This is a genomic window from Huijunlia imazamoxiresistens, assembly GCF_037132455.1.
Classification (GTDB): Bacteria; Bacteroidota; Bacteroidia; order Chitinophagales; family Chitinophagaceae; genus Flavisolibacter; species Flavisolibacter imazamoxiresistens.
Genome location: NZ_JBBBEI010000007.1, coordinates 57,783 through 78,729 on the forward strand (window position 1 = coordinate 57,783; position 20,947 = coordinate 78,729).

The window sequence follows — 20,947 nt, forward strand, 5'->3', positions numbered from 1 at the left end:
CTATTGCTTTTTGAGGTTGTCGATCAGGGTTTGGATCTGGTCCAGCTCTTCGGACGACAGCTGGCCGTTGTCGGTGCCCAGGGCCTGCAGCACCAGCTGGGTGGACGAGCCTCCGAACAGATTGTCGATCATGCGCGAGAGCAGGTGCTTCTGCGTTTTTTCCTTGTTGATGGCAGCCTGGTAGACATGGGTGCGGATCGACTCGTCGCGGTGCACAATGCCTTTTTCGTGCATAATCTGCATCAGCTTCAGGGTGGTGGTATAGCCGGCTTCCTTGGTCTTGCACAATTCCTCATGCACTTCCCTTACCGTGGCCGTTCCTTTCTGCCAGAGGATGTGCAGGATCTCCAGCTCGCTTTCCGTAGGTTTGATATACTTGGGTGCTGCCATATCCGATAGAATTTACGGTCTAAATTACGACTAGTTTCGTAAGTCGGGAAATCCGGGGGACTCTTCCATCTTTTTTAACAATTTTTCCCGCCGGGCCCGCCGGGCCGCTATAAAAAAAACAGGCCAAGATGAGCCTCCCGCTTCCAGGAGCCGGAAAAAGCCCGGCTTTATATTTGGTAGTATTGTTTAATATGTTTTGGGGAATATGTGAACCATAATGGGTTACATGCATCAATTTTTTATATAGGTGCGGGCTTTTTCCACAGGGCGCAGATGGAACTGTCGAGCCGGAAAATCTAAAAAACTGTTGAAAATTTCCAACGCATTGGGTAAAGTTTTTTGCACAAAAATTTGTTATATTCGCAGACGTCACAACCGGTATCCGGTACCTGTAACCGCGATGTCCGGGAAGGATTAAGGAAATTTCGAAAAGAACAAATTACCGGTTATCGCCCAGCGTATTCCGGAGGCCTGACGATTGACGGTTGCACTGATCCAGCGACGATAACCCCCATAGCCATATTGAGCCGCACGAAGGGCTTCATTTTCCATTAGCCAAAACGAAATCGATGCCGACCCAAAAGGTCGTACCCGGCTTGCCGACCAGCAAATTGCCGATGCTATTTCGGAGCTTTCCTGCCGGAACTCCGGGTTGCAAACCTGTTGTTTTGTGTACTCATTGTAAACTATATAAAACCGCTTAATTATGGTACCTGGTGTATTTCAAAAAGAAGAACAGCTATTATTTGAGTCCGGTCTTTCCCTGCCATCCGTTTCCCTCGTGCTGCCCTTTGACCCGGCCAGCATGACCAAAGCACAGATCGAATATGGCCTGAAAACGGCCATGGATAAAGTAATGGAGGAGCTTTACTGTAATTTTCCCAAGTACATCGTGCGCCCCGCCCTGAACCGCCTTAAAACGATTTTCAGCGCCCTGGAATACAGCACGCTGAAGAAAAGCATTGCGATCTTTTTATCGCCCTTCGAGGAAAAAGTGTACTACCTCGACATCCCCGTCCGCGAACGGGTGGTGGTGAACAAAACCCTGGACTTCCGCGAGCTGGTGCAGCAAAAGAAAGAAGAGCGCAAGTACCTGGTGCTGGCCGTCAACGGCCATACCGCGAAAATTTACCTGGGCAATGGCAGCCGGCTCACCCGCCTGGTGACCAACCGGGCCGAACACCTGGTGCAGGAAGGCTCCGCCCCGGCACGGATGGGCAAAACGGCCTCGCTGATCTCTTTTCTGAAATACGTGGATTATGGGCTGAGCATTATCCTGAAAGCTTATCCCTACCCGCTGTTCGTGGTGGCCGAACGCAAAACCATGAATGCCTTCCAGGCCATATCGAACAACGACCCCTGCGTAGTGGAACATATTCACCAGGTGTACCATAACGAAACCGAGGAAGAGCTGTTAGAAGCGGTACAGCCTTACCTGGCGGCCTGGAAGAAAACCAAGGAAAAGGATGTGCTGCTGCAGGTGGAAAACGCCCTCCATAAGGGCAAGCTGGCCGTAGGCATCCACGAAGTGTGGCAGGCCGCCAGCGAAAAAAGGGGCAAGCTGCTGGTCGTGGAAAGCGATTATAAATACCCGGCTTATTTCGGGGAAGGCGAAGGCGTGATCTACGTGGATTTCAATTCCGACCATCATGCGCAAAACATTAAAGAGGCTGTGGACAATGCCATCGAGAAGGTATTGGCCAGCGGCGGCGACGTGGAGTTCGTTGAGCCCGGTACACTCAGCGGTTACCTGCGCATCGCACTGATCCTACAATAGGTACGCAAGCATTCTTTTTCACCAGGTATACGGCCAAAGGGGGAAGGCAGGACACGCCCCCTTTGGCTTTTTTTATGGGCGGCGGTTCCCCTTAGCCCGGCATCCGGATGAGCTTTTGCCCCTCTTCTCCACTTAAAACGGTATAATTCTTCGTATCTCCTGTATATTTAAAACGTGCAGGCCGCCGGCCTGTGCAGCTGATGAGGCGGTAAACAATTAAAACGGCTTAATTCATTTAACTATGGCGGAAGTACTCACCCTTACCTTTAATCCCTGTATCGACAAAAGCACCTCTATTCCCCTGCTGGTTCCCGAAAAAAAATTGCGTTGCACGGCGCCGAAGTTCGAGCCGGGCGGGGGCGGCATCAACGTGGCGCGGGCCATGAACCGGTTGGGCGGCAGCGCCCGGGCCCTGTACCCGGCCGGCGGGTATTCCGGAAAGTTCCTGAACAAATTGCTGGAGGAAGAAAATATTCCCACCGTCGTGGTGGAAACGGGCAGTCATACACGGGAGAACATTATTGTGCTGGAGGCGGAAAAGAACCACCAGTTCCGTTTCGGTATGCCGGGCTCGCCCTTGTCCGAAGCGGAGTGGCGGCAGTGCCTAAAAGAGGTGGAAAAGGCCCCGGACGTTTCCTATGTGGTCGCCAGCGGCAGCCTGCCTCCGGGCGTACCCGCCGCCGTGCTGGCCGAGCTGGCAGCCATCGTTAAAAAGAAAGGCGCCCGGCTGGTGGTGGACACTTCGGGAGAAGCCCTGCAGCAGGCGGTCAGCGGGGGCGTATACCTGCTAAAACCCAACCTGGGCGAGCTGAGCCTGCTGGTCGGCCGGCAGGAGCTGAAAGAAGAGGAAGTCGAGGACTGCGCCCGCGAGTTGATTAAGAAGGGCAACAGCGAGATCGTGGTGGTTTCCATGGGTGCCAAGGGGGCGCTGCTGGTCACCGCCACCGAATCCTTCCGGGTGGTGGCGCCCAAAGTACCGATGCAAAGCACGGTAGGCGCCGGCGACTGCATGGTAGCGGGACTGGTACTGAGCCTGTCGCAGGGTGCCAGCCTGAAAGAGGCCCTGCAAATGGGCGTCGCCTGCGGCACGGCCGCTACGATGAATCCCGGCACCGGCCTCTGCCAGCCAGAGGACGTGGAATACCTGCTGGCAGTGATCAGGTAAGGATATTGGTTAATGGGTTAATTGGGGATTTGGAACGAATCCATCAATACAGCCTGATTTAATGGTCTGCTCCCAGTTCCAAATTAACCAATTGGCCAATCCCCCCTAAACGCCAAAAGCCACTGTCTGCAGTGGCTTTTGGCGTTTAGGGAGATGCTATCAGTACAGCCAGTTCAGGGCGATCCTGTCGTTGGCATTGAAGGGGCGGTTCACACCGTAGCCGATACAGGCCAGCATCCAGGAGTTGGGATCGGCGCCCACGGGGGTGCCCGGGATCCACTTGGCGCCAAAAGTGGTGGCACCTTCGTTTACCGCCGTACCGCCGCAACTGTAGGCCCGGTTGGCATAGTCGGTATGACGGAAGCCGATGCAATGGCCCAGCTCATGCGCCAGGACCGAGGTCTTGGTCTGCAGGGGCCAGCTGTTCAGGTAAGAGGTGTTGACCAGCACCTGGCTGTAAGGGTTGCCATAGTCGTTGGGAAAGCCGGCAGAAGCCAGGTACGGAGAGCCGGAAGGAGCGGGGTTGATCACGATCTCGCCACCCACGGTCACCCGGGCAAAGCGGAGGAGCAGGCCGAGGCTGTTGTAGCGCCGGATCGCCGAATCGGCCGCCACGAAGAAGGCCCAGGGAAGGGCAGTAGACACCCGGATGGTCACGGTACGCGGCAGGCCCAGGACCGTGTTGGTAGTGCGGTACTGCTCTTCATCGCCTACCCGGATGAACTCGGCCTTGGGTTTGCTGTTGAGCTGTTCCCGGGTCAGCACGATATCGTTTTCTACGAGGTAGTGGTCCTTGTCGAGTTTTTTAACGCTGGAGGTGCCAAATCCCAGTTGTTTGATCTGGCTCAGCGTTTCGGGGGAGATCTCCTGGTTTTGTTGGGGGGCGCTGGCCTGGGTAGTGTCCGCGTCTTTTTTACAGGCAGTAAACACAAGGGTTACGGCAGCGATCAGGGTCAGGGAAAGAAACATCTTTTTCATAAAATGCAATGGTTAAGGGTGATTGTGAAAAAGTAGGTTGGGTGAAGCGCTATCCGGATAACACTTAACTAATCGCGGAAAGAAGGGACAACGGAAACAGCCGTTTCAAAAAAAAGAGGCCGGCGCTTGGCCCGGGCAGGCAACAGAAGCATCAGGCCGTCAGCAGGGAAGGGAAAACGGAAAAAGAAAAGGACCGGCCGCTCCTGATTTTCTTCAGAATTCATTGGTACGTTTATAGGAAAAAGAAGCCGATGAAGCTGCTCATCATTGAGGACGAAAAAGAGCTGGCGGAAAACATCCGGTCTTACCTGGAAAATGAAAACTACACCTGCGAGCTGACCTTTACGTACAACGAGGCGCTGCTCAAAACCGAAGTGATCAATTACGACTGCATCATACTGGATATCACCCTTCCCGACGGCTCGGGACTACGGCTGTTGCAGGAGCTCAAGCGGAACCACAAAAGCGACGGGGTGATCATTATTTCCGCCAAGAACAGCATCGACGACCGCATCGGCGGGTTGCAATTGGGAGCGGACGATTACCTGGTCAAACCCTTTTACCTGCCCGAGCTGGCGGCCCGCATCGCTGCCATCATTCGCCGCAAAGTCCACCGCGGCAACAACGTGGTCACGTTTCACGAAATCAGCATCGATACCATTGCCAAGCAGGCCCGGGTGCAGGATATGCCCCTCGAGCTGACGCGAAAGGAATACCAGCTCCTGCTGTACTTCCTTTCCAACCAACTGAAGGTGATTTCGAAAAACGCCCTCATCAGCCATTTGTGGACCGATGAAATGAGCAACAACGAAACCTTCGATATCATTTATACCCATATCCGTAACCTGCGCAAAAAACTACAGGACAAAGGCTGTCCCGACTACATCAAATCCGTTTACGGTATGGGCTATAAACTGTCTGATGAATGAAGCTGCAGGCTCAATACAACCGCATCGCCATCGTTTCTTCCGCTTTTGTACTGTTGCTGGGCGGCATCGGCTATTTTGTCCTGCTGTATTTTGTGCTGCTCGAACAGTTGGACCAGGCCCTGCTGGTCGAGGAGGCAGAAATCTTCGACCACGTGCAGAAGTACCATGCCCTGCCCGAAGCCACCATCTACAAAGACCAGCGCATTTCCTACAGCCGGGCTAAAGAGGACCTGATGCCTTACTTCACGAGCCGGCAAATCTATATTCCCGAAGAGCACCGGACGGAACTCAGCCGCCAGTTGGTTTTCCCGGTCCGTGTAAAGGACCAGTTGTATGCGGTGACCATTATCAAGTCGCAGGAGACCACCGAAAAGCTCGCCATCCTCATCGCCCTGATCACCCTGGGACTGATCGTCCTGCTGGGCACCGTGCTGTTCCTGGCCAACCGGTTCCTGCTCAAAACGCTTTGGAAGCCCTTCCATACCACCCTGGCAGCCATCAAGGATTTCGACCTGACGGCCCCGGCCCCCATCAGCGTGGCCAAGACCACGATCGACGAATTCAAGGGGCTGAATGAAAGCGTGCGGCTGATGACCGAAAAAGTGATCCGCGACTACCAGTCCCTGAAGGATTTTACCGACCATGCCTCCCACGAAATGCAGACCCCCCTGGCGGTGATCAATTCCAAGCTGGACCTGTTCATCCAGGACCCGCACCTCACCGAGCACCAGCTGATGCAGGTGCAAAGCATTTACAACGCGGCCGAAAAGCTGTCGCGGCTCAGCGGCTCCCTGCTGCTGCTGGCCAAGATCGGCAACAACCAGTTCCGGGAAGTGCAGCCGGTCTGCATCCGCGAGCTGGTTCGCCACAAGGTGTCCGAGCTGGACGAATGGATGCACTCCAAGGACCTCGTGCTGGAAATGAACCTGCACCCGCTGACGGCGCAAATGGACGGGCACCTGGCAGAAATTCTTATCAACAATTTGCTGAGCAATGCCATAAGGCATTCGGCCAGGGGCAGCACCATCCAGGTAGCGGCCGGGAATAACGTTTTCTCGGTCAGCAACTCGGGCACCGAGCCCCTGAATAAGCTGCAGATCTTCGACCGGTTTTACAAGTCCGACCAATCCGAAGGCACGGGCCTGGGCCTGGCCATTGCCCGCCAGATCTGCGACCAGTACGGCTTTAGGCTGCACTACGACTTCGACAGCCTGCGGCACCGGTTTTCCGTACACTTTTAATCCTTCGGTTCGTCCCGCCCCTTCCGGCACCGGCTATAGATTATTTTCAGAATCGCTTCCTAAGTTTGTTCCCTGAAGCATGCTGCCGCCCCTTCCATCCGGCCGGTGACGCATCGCTCCGGGAAACTTATTGTTGCTTTTTGCCGCACCCCTGCGACGCGTCCCGGCGTCCTACCGGTAAAGGGCAACCGAAACGTCTAGCGATTGGTGTTTTTCATTAATTCGTGCCCTTTTTTTCACCCTTTTCCAGGGCTTGCCGTCCCTTGCCCCTTTCCCCTTGCCTCCTGCGCCTGTCTCCCGGATTGAAACATTTTTTCTTTTGTTACATTTATGGACCACATAAGGGGTAAAGTCATGCGTACACTGCTTCTTATTTTCCTGGTCCTGGGCTTCCTGTCCGGGCAGGCCCAGCAAAAGGTGCTGCCGCCGGAGCGGTTTTCACCTTCCTTTCGGCGGATGCAAAACGAACGGATCAGGCCCGACAGCATGAACCTGGTCCTTTCGTTCAAGGATCAACGTTCCTTCGTACAATGGAAGAGCCGTGTGCGGGTGCTGGCGGCCTATGAGCCGGCGGGGGTGCTGGTGTGCCGCATCCCTTCCGGCGCACTGGGGCTGGTGAGCGCCGATACCTCCGTGGCGTTTGCCGACCTGCACCGGCAGCCCCGGGAAGAGCTGACCACCGGCACCCTCGACCTGACGCTGAACAAGCTGAACCTGGTGCACCACCGCTTCCCTGCACTTACCGGCGCGGGCATCAACGTTTCGGTCAAGGAGCAGCGGTTCGATACCACCGATGTGGACTGGAAGGGCCGCTACTTCAACAGCGGGGTGGCCGCCCCGACGCAGTCGAACCATGCGTCCATCATGACCACCACCCTGGCAGGGGGAGGCAACTCGTCGCCCTATGCCAAAGGGGGCGCCCCGGGCGCCCGGGTCACCTCTTCGGACTTTGCCAGCCTGCTGCCCGACGCCGACGCTGTGTATGACCGTTATGGCATCAGCCTGCAAAATCATTCCTACGGCACCGCCATTGAAAACCTGTACGCCGGCGACGCCCTGGCCTACGATGCCAGCAGCCACCGCCACCCCTCCCTGCTGCATGTATTTTCCTCGGGCAATTCGGGCACCAGTTCGTCCTCCTCCGGAAATTATGCCGGCATCGATTCGCTGGCCAACCTGACGGGCAGCTTTAAAATGGCGAAAAATATTATAACTGTAGGGGCCGTGGACTCCCTCAACCGCATTAGTCCCTACAGTTCCAGGGGGCCGGCCTACGACGGCCGGATAAAGCCCGACCTGGTGGCCTTCGGCGAGGATGGCAGCTCGGGGGCGGCCGCCCTGGTATCGGGAGCCGCCGCCCTGGTGCAACAGGCCTACCGGCAGGCCTTTAATGCCCTACCGGCTTCCGCCCTTGTCCGGGCGGTATTGCTGAACGGCGCCGACGACGTGGGCCGGAGCGGGCCTGATTACGCCTCGGGCTTCGGCAGCCTGAATGCCTACCGGGCCGTCAGCGCCCTTAAGGAGGCCCGCTTTGCCGAAGGAACGGTGGGGGCGGGGGAAACCCGGTCGTTCCCGCTGGCGGTGCCGGCGGGGATCAGCCGCCTGAAAGTGTTGCTGGTGTGGACCGATACGCCGGCCGCGGTCAATGCCGCCAAAGCCCTGGTGAACGACCTGGATGCCACCCTTTCGCTGCCGGCCATCGGCCAGCAGTGGCTGCCCTGGGTGCTCCCTTCGCGGGCCCATGCCGACTCGCTCCGGCTGCTTCCCACCCGCAAGCGGGACACGCTGAATACGGTGGAGCAGGTGACCCTCGACAACCCCCAGGCGGGCACCTATATGTTCCACGTGAAAGGACAGCAGTTGCGCACCGCGGCGCAAGCCTTCGCCCTGTCCTGGCAGTTCGATACCGCCCAGCGCTTTCAATGGACCTTCCCCACTGCTTCGGACGTGCTGGCGGCCGGCAGCAGCTATGTGCTGCACTGGCAAAGCACGGTAGCCACCACCGGCACCCTGTCGTACGCGGTCGATAACGGCCCCTGGCAGCTCATCCGGGCTGATGTGCCGGCGGGCGACCAGCAGGTGCGCTGGGACGTGCCTGCCCGGGCCGGGACCGTAAAGCTGCGGCTGACCCTGCCCTCCGTAAACGGAGTGGCCGAAACGGAGCCTTTCGTGGTGTCCGGTCCTCCCGACCTGCGGGTGGGCTTCGACTGCCCCGATTCGTTCCTCCTGTACTGGAACCGGTTCCCCGGCAACCGCTACACCTTGTACCGCCTGGGCGATCAATACCTCGAACCCCTGGGACAGGTTACTGATACCTTTACCATTTTTTCCAAAAGGGATTTTCCGGCCCTGCATTATGCCGTGGCGCCCAAAGTGGGCGACCGCGACGGTTTTCGCAGCTACCTGGTCAATTATACCACCCAGGGCGCCGGCTGTTATTTCCAGTCCTTCTTCGCCTCGCTGGCCAATGGCAACACGGCTTTCCTGGAAGTCACCCTGGGCACGCTGTACCAGGTAAAGGAGCTGCGCCTGGAAAAATTGCTGCCCGCCGGTTTCACCACCCTGCGCACGGTCAGCGCCCCTGCCGGCACCTACCACAGCTTTACCGATACGTCCCTGGTCCGGGGCCTGAACACCTACCGCATGGCGGTGACCCTGCAAAGCGGAGAAATGTTTTACAGCGCCACCGAGTCGGTGGCTTATTTCCCCGACGATCCGGTGATCGTCTTTCCCAACCCGGCACCGCAAAATGTCCCGGTCCGCATCATCGCCCGGGAGCCGGGCCTCTATTCTATCATCGTTTACGATGCCGCCGGCCGGATCGTGTACCGGTCCGTGCTGGAAGATGCCAACAGCCAGATCGCCGAGTTGCGTCTCAGCAAAGGCCTGTACCTGGTCAAAGTCTTTTCCGACGGCGAGAACTTTGTGCGGAAGTTGGTGGTGCTCTGAGAAGTTTACAGGTTGACGGGTTTACAAGTTTACGAGTTCCTGACGGCCGCAAGCAACTCGTAAACTTGTAAACCCGTCAACTCGTGAACTTACCGGGGCACGTCCAACGCCGGATTGCGGCGGAAAAAACCGCCGGGAACGAGCTTGAAGCCGGTGTGGGTGACGGGCATCACGGGCCATTCTTCGGGCCGGGGGATGTGGGTGACGCCCAGGGTGTACCAGACCACCACGTCGGTCTTGGCCAGTGGTTCGTTGTCGGCGGTGAATTGCGGGAGGCCGTCGCCTCCTTTGCTTTGATTGGGGTAGGTGCCGGCGGCGTACAGCTCCTGCGGATGGTAGCGGGTAGCCCAGAAGTGGTTGTTGATGAAGGCGGCCCGTTTCCGAATCGACGATTCTTCGGCTACATATGGTAGTGAGTTGCCGCCGGGAACAAGGATATAGCTGGTGGGTTGCCCCAGGGCGTTCTTTTTTACGCCGTTGCGGACCGTCCACGTACGGGCCGATTGCAGGTCCATGCGGCGGCCCGCCTCCGCTTCGGTGCGGAAGACCGTTTCGTGCATGGAAAAGCCGTTGCCGTGCGGGTTGGCGGCCCCGGCGGGCAGGGCGGCGGAATTCATTTCGGTGACGGAGTTTTCGGTGCCGTCCACATCCAAATCGAGGCGGAAGTTGAAGAAGTGCTGGTGGTGCGGGGCCACTACGTTGGGGGATACCAGGTGCTCGGCCATAGGGTTCGGGGCTATGCCCATGGAATGGTGGCTTTCTGCCCGTTGCTGCGCCGTCCCTTTGGGCAGCATGATGCCGGTGAGAGCCAGGTCCACTTCCAGGGAGGCGTCCTGTTTGAAGATGTAGTTGACGGCGTAATCGTAGTTGCCGATGGTGGCCACGAAAAAGAGCACCAGCTCGCGGGCCCTGCGGGATTCGTTTTTCAGGGTAAAGCTTTCGAAGTGTTTCCACAAAATACCGCCGTCGCGTTCGTACAGGGCGGCGGCCCGCTGCAGGGTGTAGGGGCGGCCCCGGTCGTCGGCGAAGGTGGCGTCGAAGAACCGGGCGTTGTCCGGTGCGTCAATCTTTGGTTCCAGGGGGCTGGCCAGGCGGCCTACGCCGTATTCGCCCACGTCGAAGGCGCTGCGCCAGCGCCAGTCGGGGGCGGGGTCGCCGTAGGGCACCACCATTTCCGAGAGCGAGGCCCGGTACAGGATCGGGCGGAGGCTGTCGCCTTCCTCGTAGCCCACGGTATGCAGCACCAGCCCTTCGCGGGGGTGCATGGAAAAGCGGAAGCGCCAGTTTTGCCAGCGGATCTCCTGGCCATTGAGGGTGAAGGAGGCGCCTTCGGGCTGGGAGATGACCAGGGGTTTGGGTTTTTGGGAGCGGGTGCCGGTGCTTTGTTCGTCAAACTCCTGGGAGGGAGGGGGCAGGGGCACCACTTCGTTATCGGTTACGTTCACCACCTTGCGGGCGGTCACGTCCACCAGGGCGATCACGCCTTCGATGGGTCGGCCGTAAACGTTTGTGCTCCTGTCCCGGTAAAAGGGCACGGCCCGCAGCAGGCGGCCGGAGCCGGAGGGGGCGCCGTCTACCTGTCCGGCGGCCCAGGTATCCATCTGCACCTTGTCAAAATCGGTGATGCCCCGTTTCCGCAGGGCGGCCTGCCAGCGCGGGTCGGCCTTTACCAGGGCGGGAACGAGCTCGTATTCATCCTGGAAGAGCAGTGGCTGTACGCCCGGGAGCGCTTTCCACGAAAGGGTTTTACGGGACTTCAGGTCCACCACCGCTTCGAAGGTGCGGTTCTTTGCCCGGTCGTAGAGCACGGCAAAGGCTTCACGTCGGAAGGGGGCGCCGGCCCGGTAGGCGGTCACTTCCGGTTTGGGCGGCTCGTGGAGCGTCAGGGTGGAAAAGAGCGCCTCTTTCGGGCAGCCGGGCGTTGCTTTCAGGAGGCGCACGGCGGTGGAAATTTCTTCGGCGCCCAGGGGATCGAGGGGATGGGCGGGACCGGCAGCGCCGGCCGGGAAGAAGGCGACCAGGAAAAAGTAAACGATGGGCAGGAAGGGAATAGGTAAGGGGCGTCTGTTCATGTGCCTGGTTTAAATGGTCCGGAAGACGATACCCCTTAAAATAACCATTTTTGGCAGCAGCTACAAGCAGGCGCCTGAATTAAAATTTAGTTACCCGAAGCTTCCCTGCAAAATGTTCCTGGCCCAACTCATTGGTGCAAAAGCTCCTTTACCAGCTTCAGGTTTTCGTCGTCGAAGCAGACGAAGATCACCTTTTCGATTTTGTCGGTTTGGGACAGGAACTCGTTGACGGTGCGGACGGAGATTTCGGCGGCTTCTTTTTTGGGAAAGCCGTACACGCCGGTGCTGATATTGGGGAAGGCAATGGTTTTGCAGCCGTTGTCCACGGCCAGCTGCAGCGATTTGCGGTAGCAGGAGGCCAGCTTTTCGCGTTCGTGCTTGCCGCCGCCGGTCCACACGGGGCCCACGGTATGGATCACGTAGCGGGCGGGCAGGCTGCCGCCGGTAGTGATCACGGCCTCGCCGGTGGGGCAGCCGCCCTGCCGGGCGACGATCTTGCGGCATTCTTCTGAAATGGCCGGGCCACCGGCGCGGTGGATGGCGCCGTCCACGCCGCCCCCGCCCGCCAGCGAGCTGTTGGCGGCATTGACGATGGCGTCTACCTGTACTTTGGTGATATCGGCCTGGAGGGCCTCGGTGCGGAAGGACAGTTCGCTTGTTTTGCTCATGGTATTCTGTTGAGGGTGTCGTTCTTGAATCTTCTGATAATATCGTAGGTGCTAGCTTACAAATACTGTTCCCCTGCTTCCCCGGGGCGGCTTAGAGCGACGAACGTAACGTTAAATAAAAGGGGATTTCCACATGCTCCAGCCGGTTGCCCTGCACCAGGCGGGCGGCCTCGGTGCCCATGGCGGCAAAGTCGGTGGAGATGGTGGTGAGCCCGTTGAGGATAATGCGCTTCAACGGGGTTTCGTTGTAGGAGATCACGCCCACCTGCCGGCCCACCTCGTAGCCCAGCTCGATGATGCGCTCGATCAGCACTACCAGGTCCTGGTCCATCAGGTTGATGAAGACCTCGCCTTCGTTGATGGGCTCGTTGGCGATGTTGTGGGCCACCTTGTAGGCAAAGGCATACTGCTGGCAGAAGGCCGTAAAGCCCGACACGATCTCGTGGGGATAGTAGGTGTTTTCCGGGAAAATGAGCTTGATCGTATGGTATTTGTTCAGCTGGGGCAGCGCCTGTTGCAGGGCCCCGAAGACGTCTTTTTCGAAATTCTCGTATACCGCCCCGAAGTTGCCCGAAATTCCCGGGATGAGCTTATCCAGGAGGATCAGCTTATCCTTGGGCAGGGTGTTGATGACGTTCTGCGCCAGCTCCTCGGCTACCAGGAAGTGGGGGATGATGACGTAGTAATGGTAATCTTCCTTGGCCTGGTTCAGGATCTTTTTGAACAGCGCCAGGTCGTTGTTGTAGATGTAAAAGTCGATGGCGGCGGTTTCGCCCAGGGCGGCGGCAAAGGAGTCGTAAATGATCTTTTTGTGCGGGCTCAGCTTGTTGAACATCAGGAAGATGCGGCGGCTGCGGTGCACATTGGCGTTTTTGATGAAATAGCCTTTCCCCGGCACCGAGCCGATAATGCCCACGCTTTTGAGGTATTTATAGCCCTTTTCGGCCGTGTCGCGGGAAATTTCAAACTGAAAGCTCAGCTCGTTGATCGAGGGCAGTACGTCGTCCTCCTGCAGCTTGCCGTTTTCGATGGCCTTGATAATGGAGTTAGCCAGTTGCTGGTATTTGGGAGTGGCCGAAAACTCGTCGAACGCGATGAGCTTTTCAAAAGGGCTAATTTTCATATACAAAGTATTTTCTGATCAGTTCATAGGGCAAAACAAGGCGCTGACCGCCATTGAAATGCGGCGAAGTTCGTTGTAAAAATTGTTCTAAGTTCGCGGTGAATTTAAGAATTAGCATGATAGTACATGATGGGCAGGTTATTTCTTCCTGCTACTTTAGACCTTTGCTAATGCTAATTGCCATAAAGAAAAACAAAATACAGATATGCAGGCCATATTAGGAGTTATCTTTCATTTCGTGGGAGGGTTTGCCTCCGGAAGTTTTTACATTCCCTACAAAAAAGTACAAAAGTGGTCGTGGGAAAGTTACTGGATCATCGGCGGATTGTTTTCCTGGTTGATCGTCCCCCCGCTGGCCGCCTGGCTGACCATCCCGAATTTTTCTGAAATTATCGCCACCACCGACCTCTCCATCCTCAAGTGGACCTACCTCATGGGCCTGCTCTGGGGCATTGGCGGTTTGACCTATGGCCTCGGTGTCCGGTACCTGGGCGTTTCGCTGGGTTCTTCGGTGATCCTGGGGCTTTGCTCCGTTTTCGGCGCCCTTATTCCCTCGGTTTATTACGATTTTAATCCTACTGCCGGTAAGGATACCATTACCGACCTGACCTCCACCACCTGGGGACAGATGGTGCTGCTGGGACTGGCGGTTTGTATTGCGGGTATTGCCCTTTGCGGCAAGGCCGGCTCTATGAAGGAAAAAGACCTGTCGGCCGGTGCCGACCGTTCGGCCCACGGCGAGTTCCAGATCGTGAAAGGGCTTATCGTTGCCGTCATTTCCGGTTTGCTGAGCGCCTGCTTCTCCTTCGGCATCGAGGCCGGCTCGCAAATGGCCACCGTGGCCAACGAGATCTGGATGAAGGCCAACCCCGGCCAGGGCGAATTCCTGTACCGCAACAACGTCGTGTACGTAGTGGTGCTCTGGGGCGGCCTGACCACCAACCTCATCTGGTGTGTCCTGCTCAATTTCCGCAACAAAACCTTTGGCGACTATACCAATGCCGAAACGCCCCTGGCCAAGAACTACCTGTTCTCCGCCCTGGCCGGCCTGACCTGGTTCCTCCAGTTCTTCTTCTACGGCATGGGGGAAAGCAAGCTGGGCAACGGTCCTTCTTCCTGGATCCTGCACATGGCCTTCATCATCATCATCGCCAACGCCTGGGGCCTGATCCTGAAGGAGTGGAACGGCGTCACCCGCAAGACCAAGAATACCGTCATCGCCGGTATCCTCACCATCATCCTGTCGGTGCTGGTCGTAGGCTACGGCAACTCGCTGAAGCCGGCCGCCCCCGAAGGCACCCCGGCCGCAGCCACGCACTAATCAAAAAAAACGCCTTCCGCAAGGAAGAAAAACTTAATTTCCGCCAGCAAAAACACAACCTGTTGAGCTTGTGTGGGATATATTCAGCAATTTAACCTTATAAAGAAAAATTATGTCTGCTCAAACAGCAACCTTCAAGCATGTAAGCTACTTGTGGGACGATGCCAAGGCCGCACAGATGGCCGGCGACGAAGTGGCCCTGTTGATCTATCGTTCGAACCTCCTGGGTGCCGACCTGCGCCTGACCAACTACGGCGGTGGCAACACTTCCTGCAAAACCACAGCGAAGCATCCGCTGACAGGAGAAGAAACCGAAGTGATGTGGGTAAAAGGTTCCGGTGGCGACATCGGCACCCTGAAAAAAAGCGGCCTGGCTGCTCTGTACGTTGACCGCCTGCGTTCCCTGGAGAATGTTTACCGTGGTATCGAGCACGAAGACGAGATGGTAGAGCTGTTCAACCATTGCATTTACGACCTGAACTCCAAAGCCCCTTCGATTGACACGCCCCTGCACGGTTTCCTGCCGTTCAAGCATATCGACCACCTGCACCCCGATGCCGCTATCGCCATCGCCGCTGCCAAGGATGGTAAAAAAATCGTGGAAGAACTGTTCGGTGGTACCATGGGCTGGGTAGAGTGGCAGAAGCCCGGTTTCGACCTGGGCCTGCAACTGCGCCAGTGCCTGGCCGAAAACCCCGGCATCCGCGGCCTGTTCCTGGGCTCTCACGGCCTGTTCACCTGGGCTGATGACGCCAAAGAGTGTTACATCAACTCCCTGGAAGTGATCGAGCGTTGCGCCCAGTACATCGAGGACGCCATCGCCAAAAACGGCCAGGTGTTCGGCGGTGAAAAGATCCAGTCGCTGTCCAAAGAAGAGCGCCTGGCCCAGGCTGCCAAGCTGGCCCCCGTGCTGCGCGGCTTCTGCTCCAGCCAAACCAAGATGATCGGTCACTTCACCGACGACGAGCGCGTACTGCAGTTCATCAACTCCAACGACCTGGACCGCCTGGCGCCCCTGGGTACTTCCTGCCCCGACCACTTCCTGCGCACCAAGATCAGCCCGATGGTGCTGAGCCTGGAGCCCGGCCAGGACCTGAGCGACGTAGCCGCCATCAAAGCCCAGCTGGCTCCCCAGTACGAAGAGTACCGCAAGATGTACGCGGACTACTACGAGACCTGCAAGCACGACAACTCCCCGGCCATCCGCGACACCAACCCCGTAGTGCACCTGTACCCCGGCATCGGTATGTTCACCTTTGCCAAGGACAAGCAAACGGCCCGCGTAGCCGCTGAATTTTATATCAACGCCATCAACGTAATGCGCGGCTCGGAAGCCATTTCCGAGTACACTGCCCTTCCCCGCCAGGAAGCGTTCAACATCGAATACTGGCTGCTGGAAGAAGCAAAGCTCCAGCGCATGCCCAAGCCGAAATCCCTGAGCGGCCGCATCGCCCTCATCACCGGTTCTGCCGGCGGTATCGGTAAGGCTATCGCCAAAAAATTCGCCCAGGAAGGCGCCTGCGTGGTGATCAACGACATCAACGAAGAGCGTCTGCAAGGCGCTACCGAAGAGTTCAAAAAGCAATTCGGTAAAGATGCCGTTTCTTCCGTGATCCTCGACGTGACCAAGGAAGATACCATCCAGAAAGCCATCGACGAGACCGCCCTGGCCTTCGGCGGTGTGGATATCATCGTGAACAACGCCGGTATCTCTATCTCCAAATCCATCGCCGACCACAGCATCGCTGACTGGGATCGCCTGTACGACATCCTCGTGAAAGGCCAGTTCCTGGTATCCAAGTACGGTGTGGAAGTTATGCGCAAGCAAAACATCGGCGGCGATATCGTGAACATCGTATCGAAGAACGCCGTGGTTTCCGGTCCCAACAACGCCGGTTACGGTTCCGCCAAGGCTGCTCAGGCCCACCTGACCCGCCTGCTGGCTGCCGAGCTGGGTGGCGACAAGATCCGCGTGAACACCGTGAACCCCGATGCGGTTATTTCCGACTCCAACATCTGGGCCGGTGGCTGGGCTGAAGGCCGCGCCAAGGCGTACGGCATCACCGTGGAAGAGCTGCCTGCTTACTACGCGAAGCGCACCCTGCTCAACGAGATCATTTTACCGGATGATATTGCCAACGCCTGCTTTGCCTTCGTAGGCGGCCTGCTGAACAAATCTACCGGCAATGCCCTCAACGTAGACGGTGGTGTGGCTATGGGCTTCTACCGCTAATTAGTGCTCACTAAATAAAAACTGTTGGGCGTTTCTTCCGGCAATAGGAGGAAACGCCCAACTTTACCTCCAAATCATACCTCATGGCGCGCATTGCATTCAAAATGCAGTTATTTAAAGGCTTTGAAGAGGAATACCGAAAAAGGCACGACGAGATCTGGCCGGAACTGAGCCAGCTGCTGAAGCAAAACGGCGTCAGCGACTACTCGATCTTCCTGGATCCCCAGACCAACAGCCTGTTTGGCGTGATGCAGGCCGAAGATCCTGCCGTACTGGACCGGTTGCCCGAGCAGGAAGTGATGCAGCGCTGGTGGAAATACATGGCGGACATCATGGAAGCAAATCCCGACAACTCGCCGGTGAGCCTTCCGCTCAAAGAAGTGTTTTATTTACCCTAATCGATAATCGATATTCATTTTTTGCTATGCAATTAGAAAAGTACAAAATAGACGAGTTCAACCAAGAAGGACTCCAGGAGCACAAACGCAAGTTTGACTTTGTCGCCCCTTCCGTTAAAAACCTGGAAGCAGTACTCCAGAAGCTGATCGATTTCCAGATCGCCATTCCTTCCTGGGCCCTGGGCACAGGCGGCACCCGTTTCGGACGTTTTGCCGGCGGCGGCGAGCCCCGCAGCCTCGAAGAAAAAATTGAAGACGTAGGCCTGCTGCACAAGTTGAACCAATCGAGCGGTGCTATTTCCTTGCATATTCCCTGGGATATTCCGCAAAACCCCAACGCCATCAAAGCATTGGCCGCCCAACACGGTCTGCGCTTCGATGCCGTTAACTCGAATACCTTCCAGGACCAACCCGGCCAGCAGCACAGCTACAAGTTCGGTTCCCTCCAGCATGTGGACAAAGCCGTACGCAAGCAGGCTGTGGACCACAATATCGAAGTGATCCGCCACGGCGTGGAGCTGGGCTCCGAATCCCTGACCGTATGGCTCGCCGACGGTTCTTCCTTCCCCGGCCAGCTGAACTTCCGCAAAGCCTTCCAGAACACCCTGGAAAGCCTGCAGGAGATCTATGCCGCCCTTCCCGACAACTGGAAAGTTTTTGTGGAATACAAAGCCTACGAGCCGAACTTCTACTCCACCACTATTGCGGATTGGGGCCAGTCGTTCAACTACGTAAGCAAACTGGGCGAAAAAGCCTATACCCTGGTGGACCTGGGCCACCACCTGCCCAATGCCAACATCGAGCAGATCGTTTCGCTGCTGCTGATGGAAGGCAAGCTGGGTGGCTTCCACTTCAACGACTCCAAATACGGCGACGACGACCTGACCGTAGGCAGCGTGAAGCCCTACCAGCTGTTCCTGATCTTCAACGAACTGGTGGAAGGCATGGACGCCCGCGGCATGAACCACGCCACCGACCTGGGCTGGATGATCGACGCCTCGCACAATATTAAAGACCCGCTGGAAGACCTGCTGCAGTCGGTGGAAGCGATCAAGATCGCTTACGCCCAGGCGCTGCTGGTAGACCAGAAGGAACTGGAGGCCGCCCGTCAATCCAACGACGTGGTAAAAGCCCAGGAAATCCTGCAGAACGCCTTCCGCACCGACGTTCGCCCGCTGGTAGCCGAAGCCCGCCTGCGTGCCGGCGCCGCGCTGAACCCGCTGCAGCTGTTCCGCCAGCTGAACGTACGGCAAAGCCTGGTTGGCGAAAGAGGTCTGAAGACCGTAGCCACCGGCCTGTAATTGCATATACCCGGAAAAGAAAGTCCGAAAGTCCGTAAGTCCGAAAGTCCGAAAGCAGTTTACGCCTGTTTGTAATTGCCTCTCCGGGCAGCACAACAAGGGCCCGCAGCCGTCCCGGCTCCGCCCGCAGTAAGCGTCTTCCGACTTTCGCTCTTCCGGGCTTCCGGACTTTTCTTTTTAATTATTATATACCATGAACTCGACGCCCGTAATTGCCATCATCGATGTTGGCAAAACCAATAAAAAACTGTTCCTCTTCGACGAGGACTATAAAATCGTTTACGAACGCTCGGCCCGCTTTACCGACATCCCCGATGAGGACGGCGACCCCTGCGAGAACCTCGAAGCCCTCCGCCTGTTCGTGTTCGACGCGCTGCGCGAAGTGCTGCTGAAAAAAGAGTTTGACGTCAAGGCGGTGAACTTTTCCACCTACGGCGCTTCCTTTGTGCTGATCGACGAGGACGGCCGCCCCGTGGCCCCGCTCTACAACTACCTCAAACCTTATCCCGAAGAGCTGAAGCAGGTGTTTTATGATACGTACGGCGGCGAGGAGGAATTTTCCTATACCACCGCTTCCCCGGTGCTGGGCAGCCTCAACTCGGGCATGCAGCTGTACCGCCTGAAGAACGAGAAGCCCGCCCTGTTCGGGCAGGTGAAGTACGCCCTGCACCTGCCGCAGTACCTGAGCTTCCTGATCTCGGGCATCGCCTTTTCCGACATCACCAGCATCGGCTGCCACACCAACCTCTGGGATTTTCCCCGCAACGACTACCACGCCTGGGTATACCGCGAGGGGGTTTCCGAGAAGCTGGCGCCCATCGCCCCTTCGGAAAAGCCCGTGCCGGCAGTGTTCCCCGCCAATGTCGGCAGTGTCGGCATTGGCCTGCACGACAGCTCGGCCGCGCTGATCCCGTACCTGGTGAGCTTTACCGAGCCCTTCGTGCTCATCTCCACCGGTACCTGGTGCATCACCCTGAACCCCTTTAACCAGGCGCCGCTGACGGCCGAAGAGCTGGACCTCGACTGCCTGAGCTATATGCACTACCAGGGCAAGCCCATCAAGGCGTCCCGCCTGTTCGCCGGCAACGAGCACGAGCAGCAGACCGCCCGCCTCGCCGCCCATTTTGGCGTGGATCCCGTTTATTTCCGCACCGTTCCCTTCGACTCGGACCTCATCGCCCGCCTGAAGGCCAAAGAAGAGATCGCCTCCGGCATCTCCACCAAGGAGCTCATTAAGGAATCGCTGTTCGCCCGCCGCGACCTGGCTTCCTTTGCTTCCGTGGACGAGGCCTACCACCAGCTGATCCTGGATATTATTGCCCAGCAATACGCTTCTACCCAATTGGTCGTGAGCGGTACGCCCGTAAAGCGTATTTTCGTGGATGGCGGCTTTGGAAAGAATGCCGTGTACATGAACCTGCTGGCAGCCGCCTTCCCCGAACTGGAGGTATATGCCGCTTCCATGGCACAGGCCACTTCTGTGGGCACGGCCCTGGCCATCCACACGGCCTGGAACAGCAAGCCGCTGCCGTCTGATTTGATTGAATTAAAAAAATATTCTGTTACACAGGAAGTCGTACTATGAAAGTAGGTTTGTTTATTCCCTGTTACGTCAACCAGTTTTACCCCAACGTGGCCATCGCCTCCCTGCAGTTGCTCGAAAGGGCCGGCTGCGAAGTGGTGTACCCCCTGCAGCAGACCTGCTGCGGCCAGCCGATGGCCAACTCGGGCTACGAACACCTGACGCAGGGCTGCAACGAATTGTTCGTGAAGAACTTTAAAGGGCTGGAGTATATCGTCAGCCCCTCGGGAAGCTGCGTGCTGCACCTCAAGGAGCACCTGCATTCCGAAAAAGCCGAAGGCGACGCCACCCACATCCGCAACCACATTTACGAGCTGGTAGAGTTCCTGACCGACGTGCTGAAGGTGGAGGCCCTCGAAGCCTCCTTCCCCCACAAGGTGGGCATCCACCAGAGCTGCCACGGGCAGCGGGGCCTGCACCTCTCACAGATGACCGAGCTGGTGGCCCAGCCCTATTCGAAGCCCGAAAAGCTGCTGCGCCTGGTGAAAGGCCTGGAGATCATCGACCTGGGCCGCCGCGACGAATGCTGCGGCTTTGGCGGTACCTTCTGCGTCACCGAGGAAGCCGTATCGGCCAAGATGGGCAAGGACCGCGTCCGCGACCACGTGACCCACGGGGCCGAATTCATCACCGGCGCCGACATGAGCTGCCTCATGCACCTGGAAGGCATCCTGCGCCGTCAGAACAGCCCGGTGAAAGTGAAGCACATTGCGGAGATACTGGTGGGCCGGTAGCCCTGGCGGAAGGAATTGGTTAATTGGTTAATTTGGAATTGGGGCATGGCCCTCAAATAATTATATAGAAATCAAAGGGAACATGG

16 protein-coding genes are annotated in these 20,947 nt (G+C 57.4%); 11 read left to right on the forward strand and 5 right to left on the reverse strand.

Going from position 1 to position 20,947, the window contains the following annotated elements; all coding sequences use genetic code 11:
• A complete protein-coding gene (locus tag V9K67_RS10570; RefSeq protein WP_336722181.1) occupies positions 1-390 on the reverse strand; it encodes a BlaI/MecI/CopY family transcriptional regulator in 390 nt (129 codons plus the stop codon).
• 706 nt (positions 391-1,096) lie between these two features.
• Between V9K67_RS10570 and V9K67_RS10575 the strand changes: the two genes are divergently transcribed.
• Positions 1,097-2,167 (forward strand): baeRF3 domain-containing protein, encoded by a 1,071-nt coding sequence (locus V9K67_RS10575; protein WP_336722182.1) that lies wholly within the window; start codon positions 1,097-1,099, stop codon positions 2,165-2,167.
• 241 nt (positions 2,168-2,408) lie between these two features.
• Positions 2,409-3,332, forward strand: coding sequence for a 1-phosphofructokinase family hexose kinase (locus tag V9K67_RS10580; RefSeq protein ID WP_336722183.1), 924 nt, complete (start codon positions 2,409-2,411; stop codon positions 3,330-3,332).
• Positions 3,333-3,491: 159 nt separating this feature from the next.
• On the opposite strand, the gene V9K67_RS10585 is transcribed toward V9K67_RS10580, so the two are convergent.
• A complete protein-coding gene (locus V9K67_RS10585) occupies positions 3,492-4,310 on the reverse strand; it encodes a M57 family metalloprotease (protein ID WP_336722185.1) in 819 nt (272 codons plus the stop codon).
• A 251-nt stretch (positions 4,311-4,561) separates the two neighbouring features.
• Between V9K67_RS10585 and V9K67_RS10590 the strand changes: the two genes are divergently transcribed.
• The 3 genes from V9K67_RS10590 to V9K67_RS10600 all read left to right on the forward strand — a co-directional run bounded on the left by V9K67_RS10590 (position 4,562) and on the right by V9K67_RS10600 (position 9,429).
• On the forward strand, positions 4,562-5,239 hold the full coding sequence (locus tag V9K67_RS10590) for a response regulator transcription factor (protein ID WP_336722188.1): 678 nt from the start codon (positions 4,562-4,564) through the stop codon (positions 5,237-5,239).
• Positions 5,236-6,480, forward strand: coding sequence for a sensor histidine kinase (locus V9K67_RS10595; protein WP_336722191.1), 1,245 nt, complete (start codon positions 5,236-5,238; stop codon positions 6,478-6,480). Before V9K67_RS10590 ends, V9K67_RS10595 begins: the two co-directional genes overlap by 4 nt.
• Positions 6,481-6,834: 354 nt before the next feature.
• Positions 6,835-9,429 carry a S8 family peptidase gene (locus tag V9K67_RS10600; protein ID WP_336722193.1) on the forward strand — a complete coding sequence of 865 codons (2,595 nt, stop codon included), beginning with the start codon at positions 6,835-6,837 and terminating at the stop codon, positions 9,427-9,429.
• An 89-nt stretch (positions 9,430-9,518) separates the two neighbouring features.
• Here V9K67_RS10600 and V9K67_RS10605 read toward each other — a convergent pair whose 3' ends face one another.
• The 3 genes from V9K67_RS10605 to V9K67_RS10615 all read right to left on the reverse strand — a co-directional run bounded on the left by V9K67_RS10605 (position 9,519) and on the right by V9K67_RS10615 (position 13,292).
• Entirely contained in the window at positions 9,519-11,501 is a 1,983-nt protein-coding gene (locus tag V9K67_RS10605) for a primary-amine oxidase (RefSeq protein ID WP_336722196.1), read from the reverse strand.
• A 128-nt stretch (positions 11,502-11,629) separates the two neighbouring features.
• Positions 11,630-12,169: an O-acetyl-ADP-ribose deacetylase gene (locus V9K67_RS10610; RefSeq protein ID WP_336722199.1), complete on the reverse strand. Its 540-nt coding sequence runs from the start codon at positions 12,167-12,169 to the stop codon at positions 11,630-11,632.
• A gap of 91 nt (positions 12,170-12,260) precedes the next feature.
• A complete protein-coding gene (locus V9K67_RS10615; RefSeq protein ID WP_336722200.1) occupies positions 12,261-13,292 on the reverse strand; it encodes a GntR family transcriptional regulator in 1,032 nt (343 codons plus the stop codon).
• A 205-nt stretch (positions 13,293-13,497) separates the two neighbouring features.
• On the opposite strand from V9K67_RS10615, the gene rhaT reads away from it, so the two are divergent.
• The 6 genes from rhaT (at position 13,498) to V9K67_RS10645 (ending at position 20,861) form a co-directional block, all read left to right on the forward strand.
• Positions 13,498-14,613 carry an L-rhamnose/proton symporter RhaT gene (rhaT, locus tag V9K67_RS10620; protein WP_336722201.1) on the forward strand — a complete coding sequence of 372 codons (1,116 nt, stop codon included), beginning with the start codon at positions 13,498-13,500 and terminating at the stop codon, positions 14,611-14,613.
• A gap of 112 nt (positions 14,614-14,725) precedes the next feature.
• Complete coding sequence (locus tag V9K67_RS10625; protein ID WP_336722203.1) at positions 14,726-16,846, forward strand: bifunctional aldolase/short-chain dehydrogenase; 2,121 nt, start codon at positions 14,726-14,728, stop codon at positions 16,844-16,846.
• 83 nt (positions 16,847-16,929) lie between these two features.
• Positions 16,930-17,244: an L-rhamnose mutarotase gene (gene rhaM, locus V9K67_RS10630; protein ID WP_336722205.1), complete on the forward strand. Its 315-nt coding sequence runs from the start codon at positions 16,930-16,932 to the stop codon at positions 17,242-17,244.
• A gap of 26 nt (positions 17,245-17,270) precedes the next feature.
• A complete protein-coding gene (locus V9K67_RS10635; protein WP_336722207.1) occupies positions 17,271-18,545 on the forward strand; it encodes a sugar isomerase in 1,275 nt (424 codons plus the stop codon).
• A 193-nt stretch (positions 18,546-18,738) separates the two neighbouring features.
• Positions 18,739-20,130: an FGGY-family carbohydrate kinase gene (locus V9K67_RS10640; protein ID WP_336722209.1), complete on the forward strand. Its 1,392-nt coding sequence runs from the start codon at positions 18,739-18,741 to the stop codon at positions 20,128-20,130.
• Entirely contained in the window at positions 20,127-20,861 is a 735-nt protein-coding gene (locus V9K67_RS10645) for a (Fe-S)-binding protein (RefSeq protein ID WP_336722211.1), read from the forward strand. Before V9K67_RS10640 ends, V9K67_RS10645 begins: the two co-directional genes overlap by 4 nt.
• Positions 20,862-20,947: the final 86 nt, after the last annotated feature.

Coding starts and splice junctions, on each gene's coding strand:
- rhaT (WP_336722201.1), top strand. CDS start 13,498: ATGCAGGCCATATTAGGAGTTATCTTTCATTTCGTGGGAGGGTTTGCC.
- V9K67_RS10595 (WP_336722191.1), top strand. CDS start 5,236: ATGAAGCTGCAGGCTCAATACAACCGCATCGCCATCGTTTCTTCCGCT.
- V9K67_RS10615 (WP_336722200.1), bottom strand. CDS start 13,292: ATGAAAATTAGCCCTTTTGAAAAGCTCATCGCGTTCGACGAGTTTTCG.
- V9K67_RS10635 (WP_336722207.1), top strand. CDS start 17,271: ATGCAATTAGAAAAGTACAAAATAGACGAGTTCAACCAAGAAGGACTC.
- rhaM (WP_336722205.1), top strand. CDS start 16,930: ATGGCGCGCATTGCATTCAAAATGCAGTTATTTAAAGGCTTTGAAGAG.
- V9K67_RS10600 (WP_336722193.1), top strand. CDS start 6,835: ATGCGTACACTGCTTCTTATTTTCCTGGTCCTGGGCTTCCTGTCCGGG.
- V9K67_RS10645 (WP_336722211.1), top strand. CDS start 20,127: ATGAAAGTAGGTTTGTTTATTCCCTGTTACGTCAACCAGTTTTACCCC.
- V9K67_RS10605 (WP_336722196.1), bottom strand. CDS start 11,501: ATGAACAGACGCCCCTTACCTATTCCCTTCCTGCCCATCGTTTACTTT.
- V9K67_RS10585 (WP_336722185.1), bottom strand. CDS start 4,310: ATGAAAAAGATGTTTCTTTCCCTGACCCTGATCGCTGCCGTAACCCTT.
- V9K67_RS10625 (WP_336722203.1), top strand. CDS start 14,726: ATGTCTGCTCAAACAGCAACCTTCAAGCATGTAAGCTACTTGTGGGAC.
- V9K67_RS10640 (WP_336722209.1), top strand. CDS start 18,739: ATGAACTCGACGCCCGTAATTGCCATCATCGATGTTGGCAAAACCAAT.
- V9K67_RS10610 (WP_336722199.1), bottom strand. CDS start 12,169: ATGAGCAAAACAAGCGAACTGTCCTTCCGCACCGAGGCCCTCCAGGCC.
- V9K67_RS10575 (WP_336722182.1), top strand. CDS start 1,097: ATGGTACCTGGTGTATTTCAAAAAGAAGAACAGCTATTATTTGAGTCC.
- V9K67_RS10580 (WP_336722183.1), top strand. CDS start 2,409: ATGGCGGAAGTACTCACCCTTACCTTTAATCCCTGTATCGACAAAAGC.
- V9K67_RS10570 (WP_336722181.1), bottom strand. CDS start 390: ATGGCAGCACCCAAGTATATCAAACCTACGGAAAGCGAGCTGGAGATC.
- V9K67_RS10590 (WP_336722188.1), top strand. CDS start 4,562: ATGAAGCTGCTCATCATTGAGGACGAAAAAGAGCTGGCGGAAAACATC.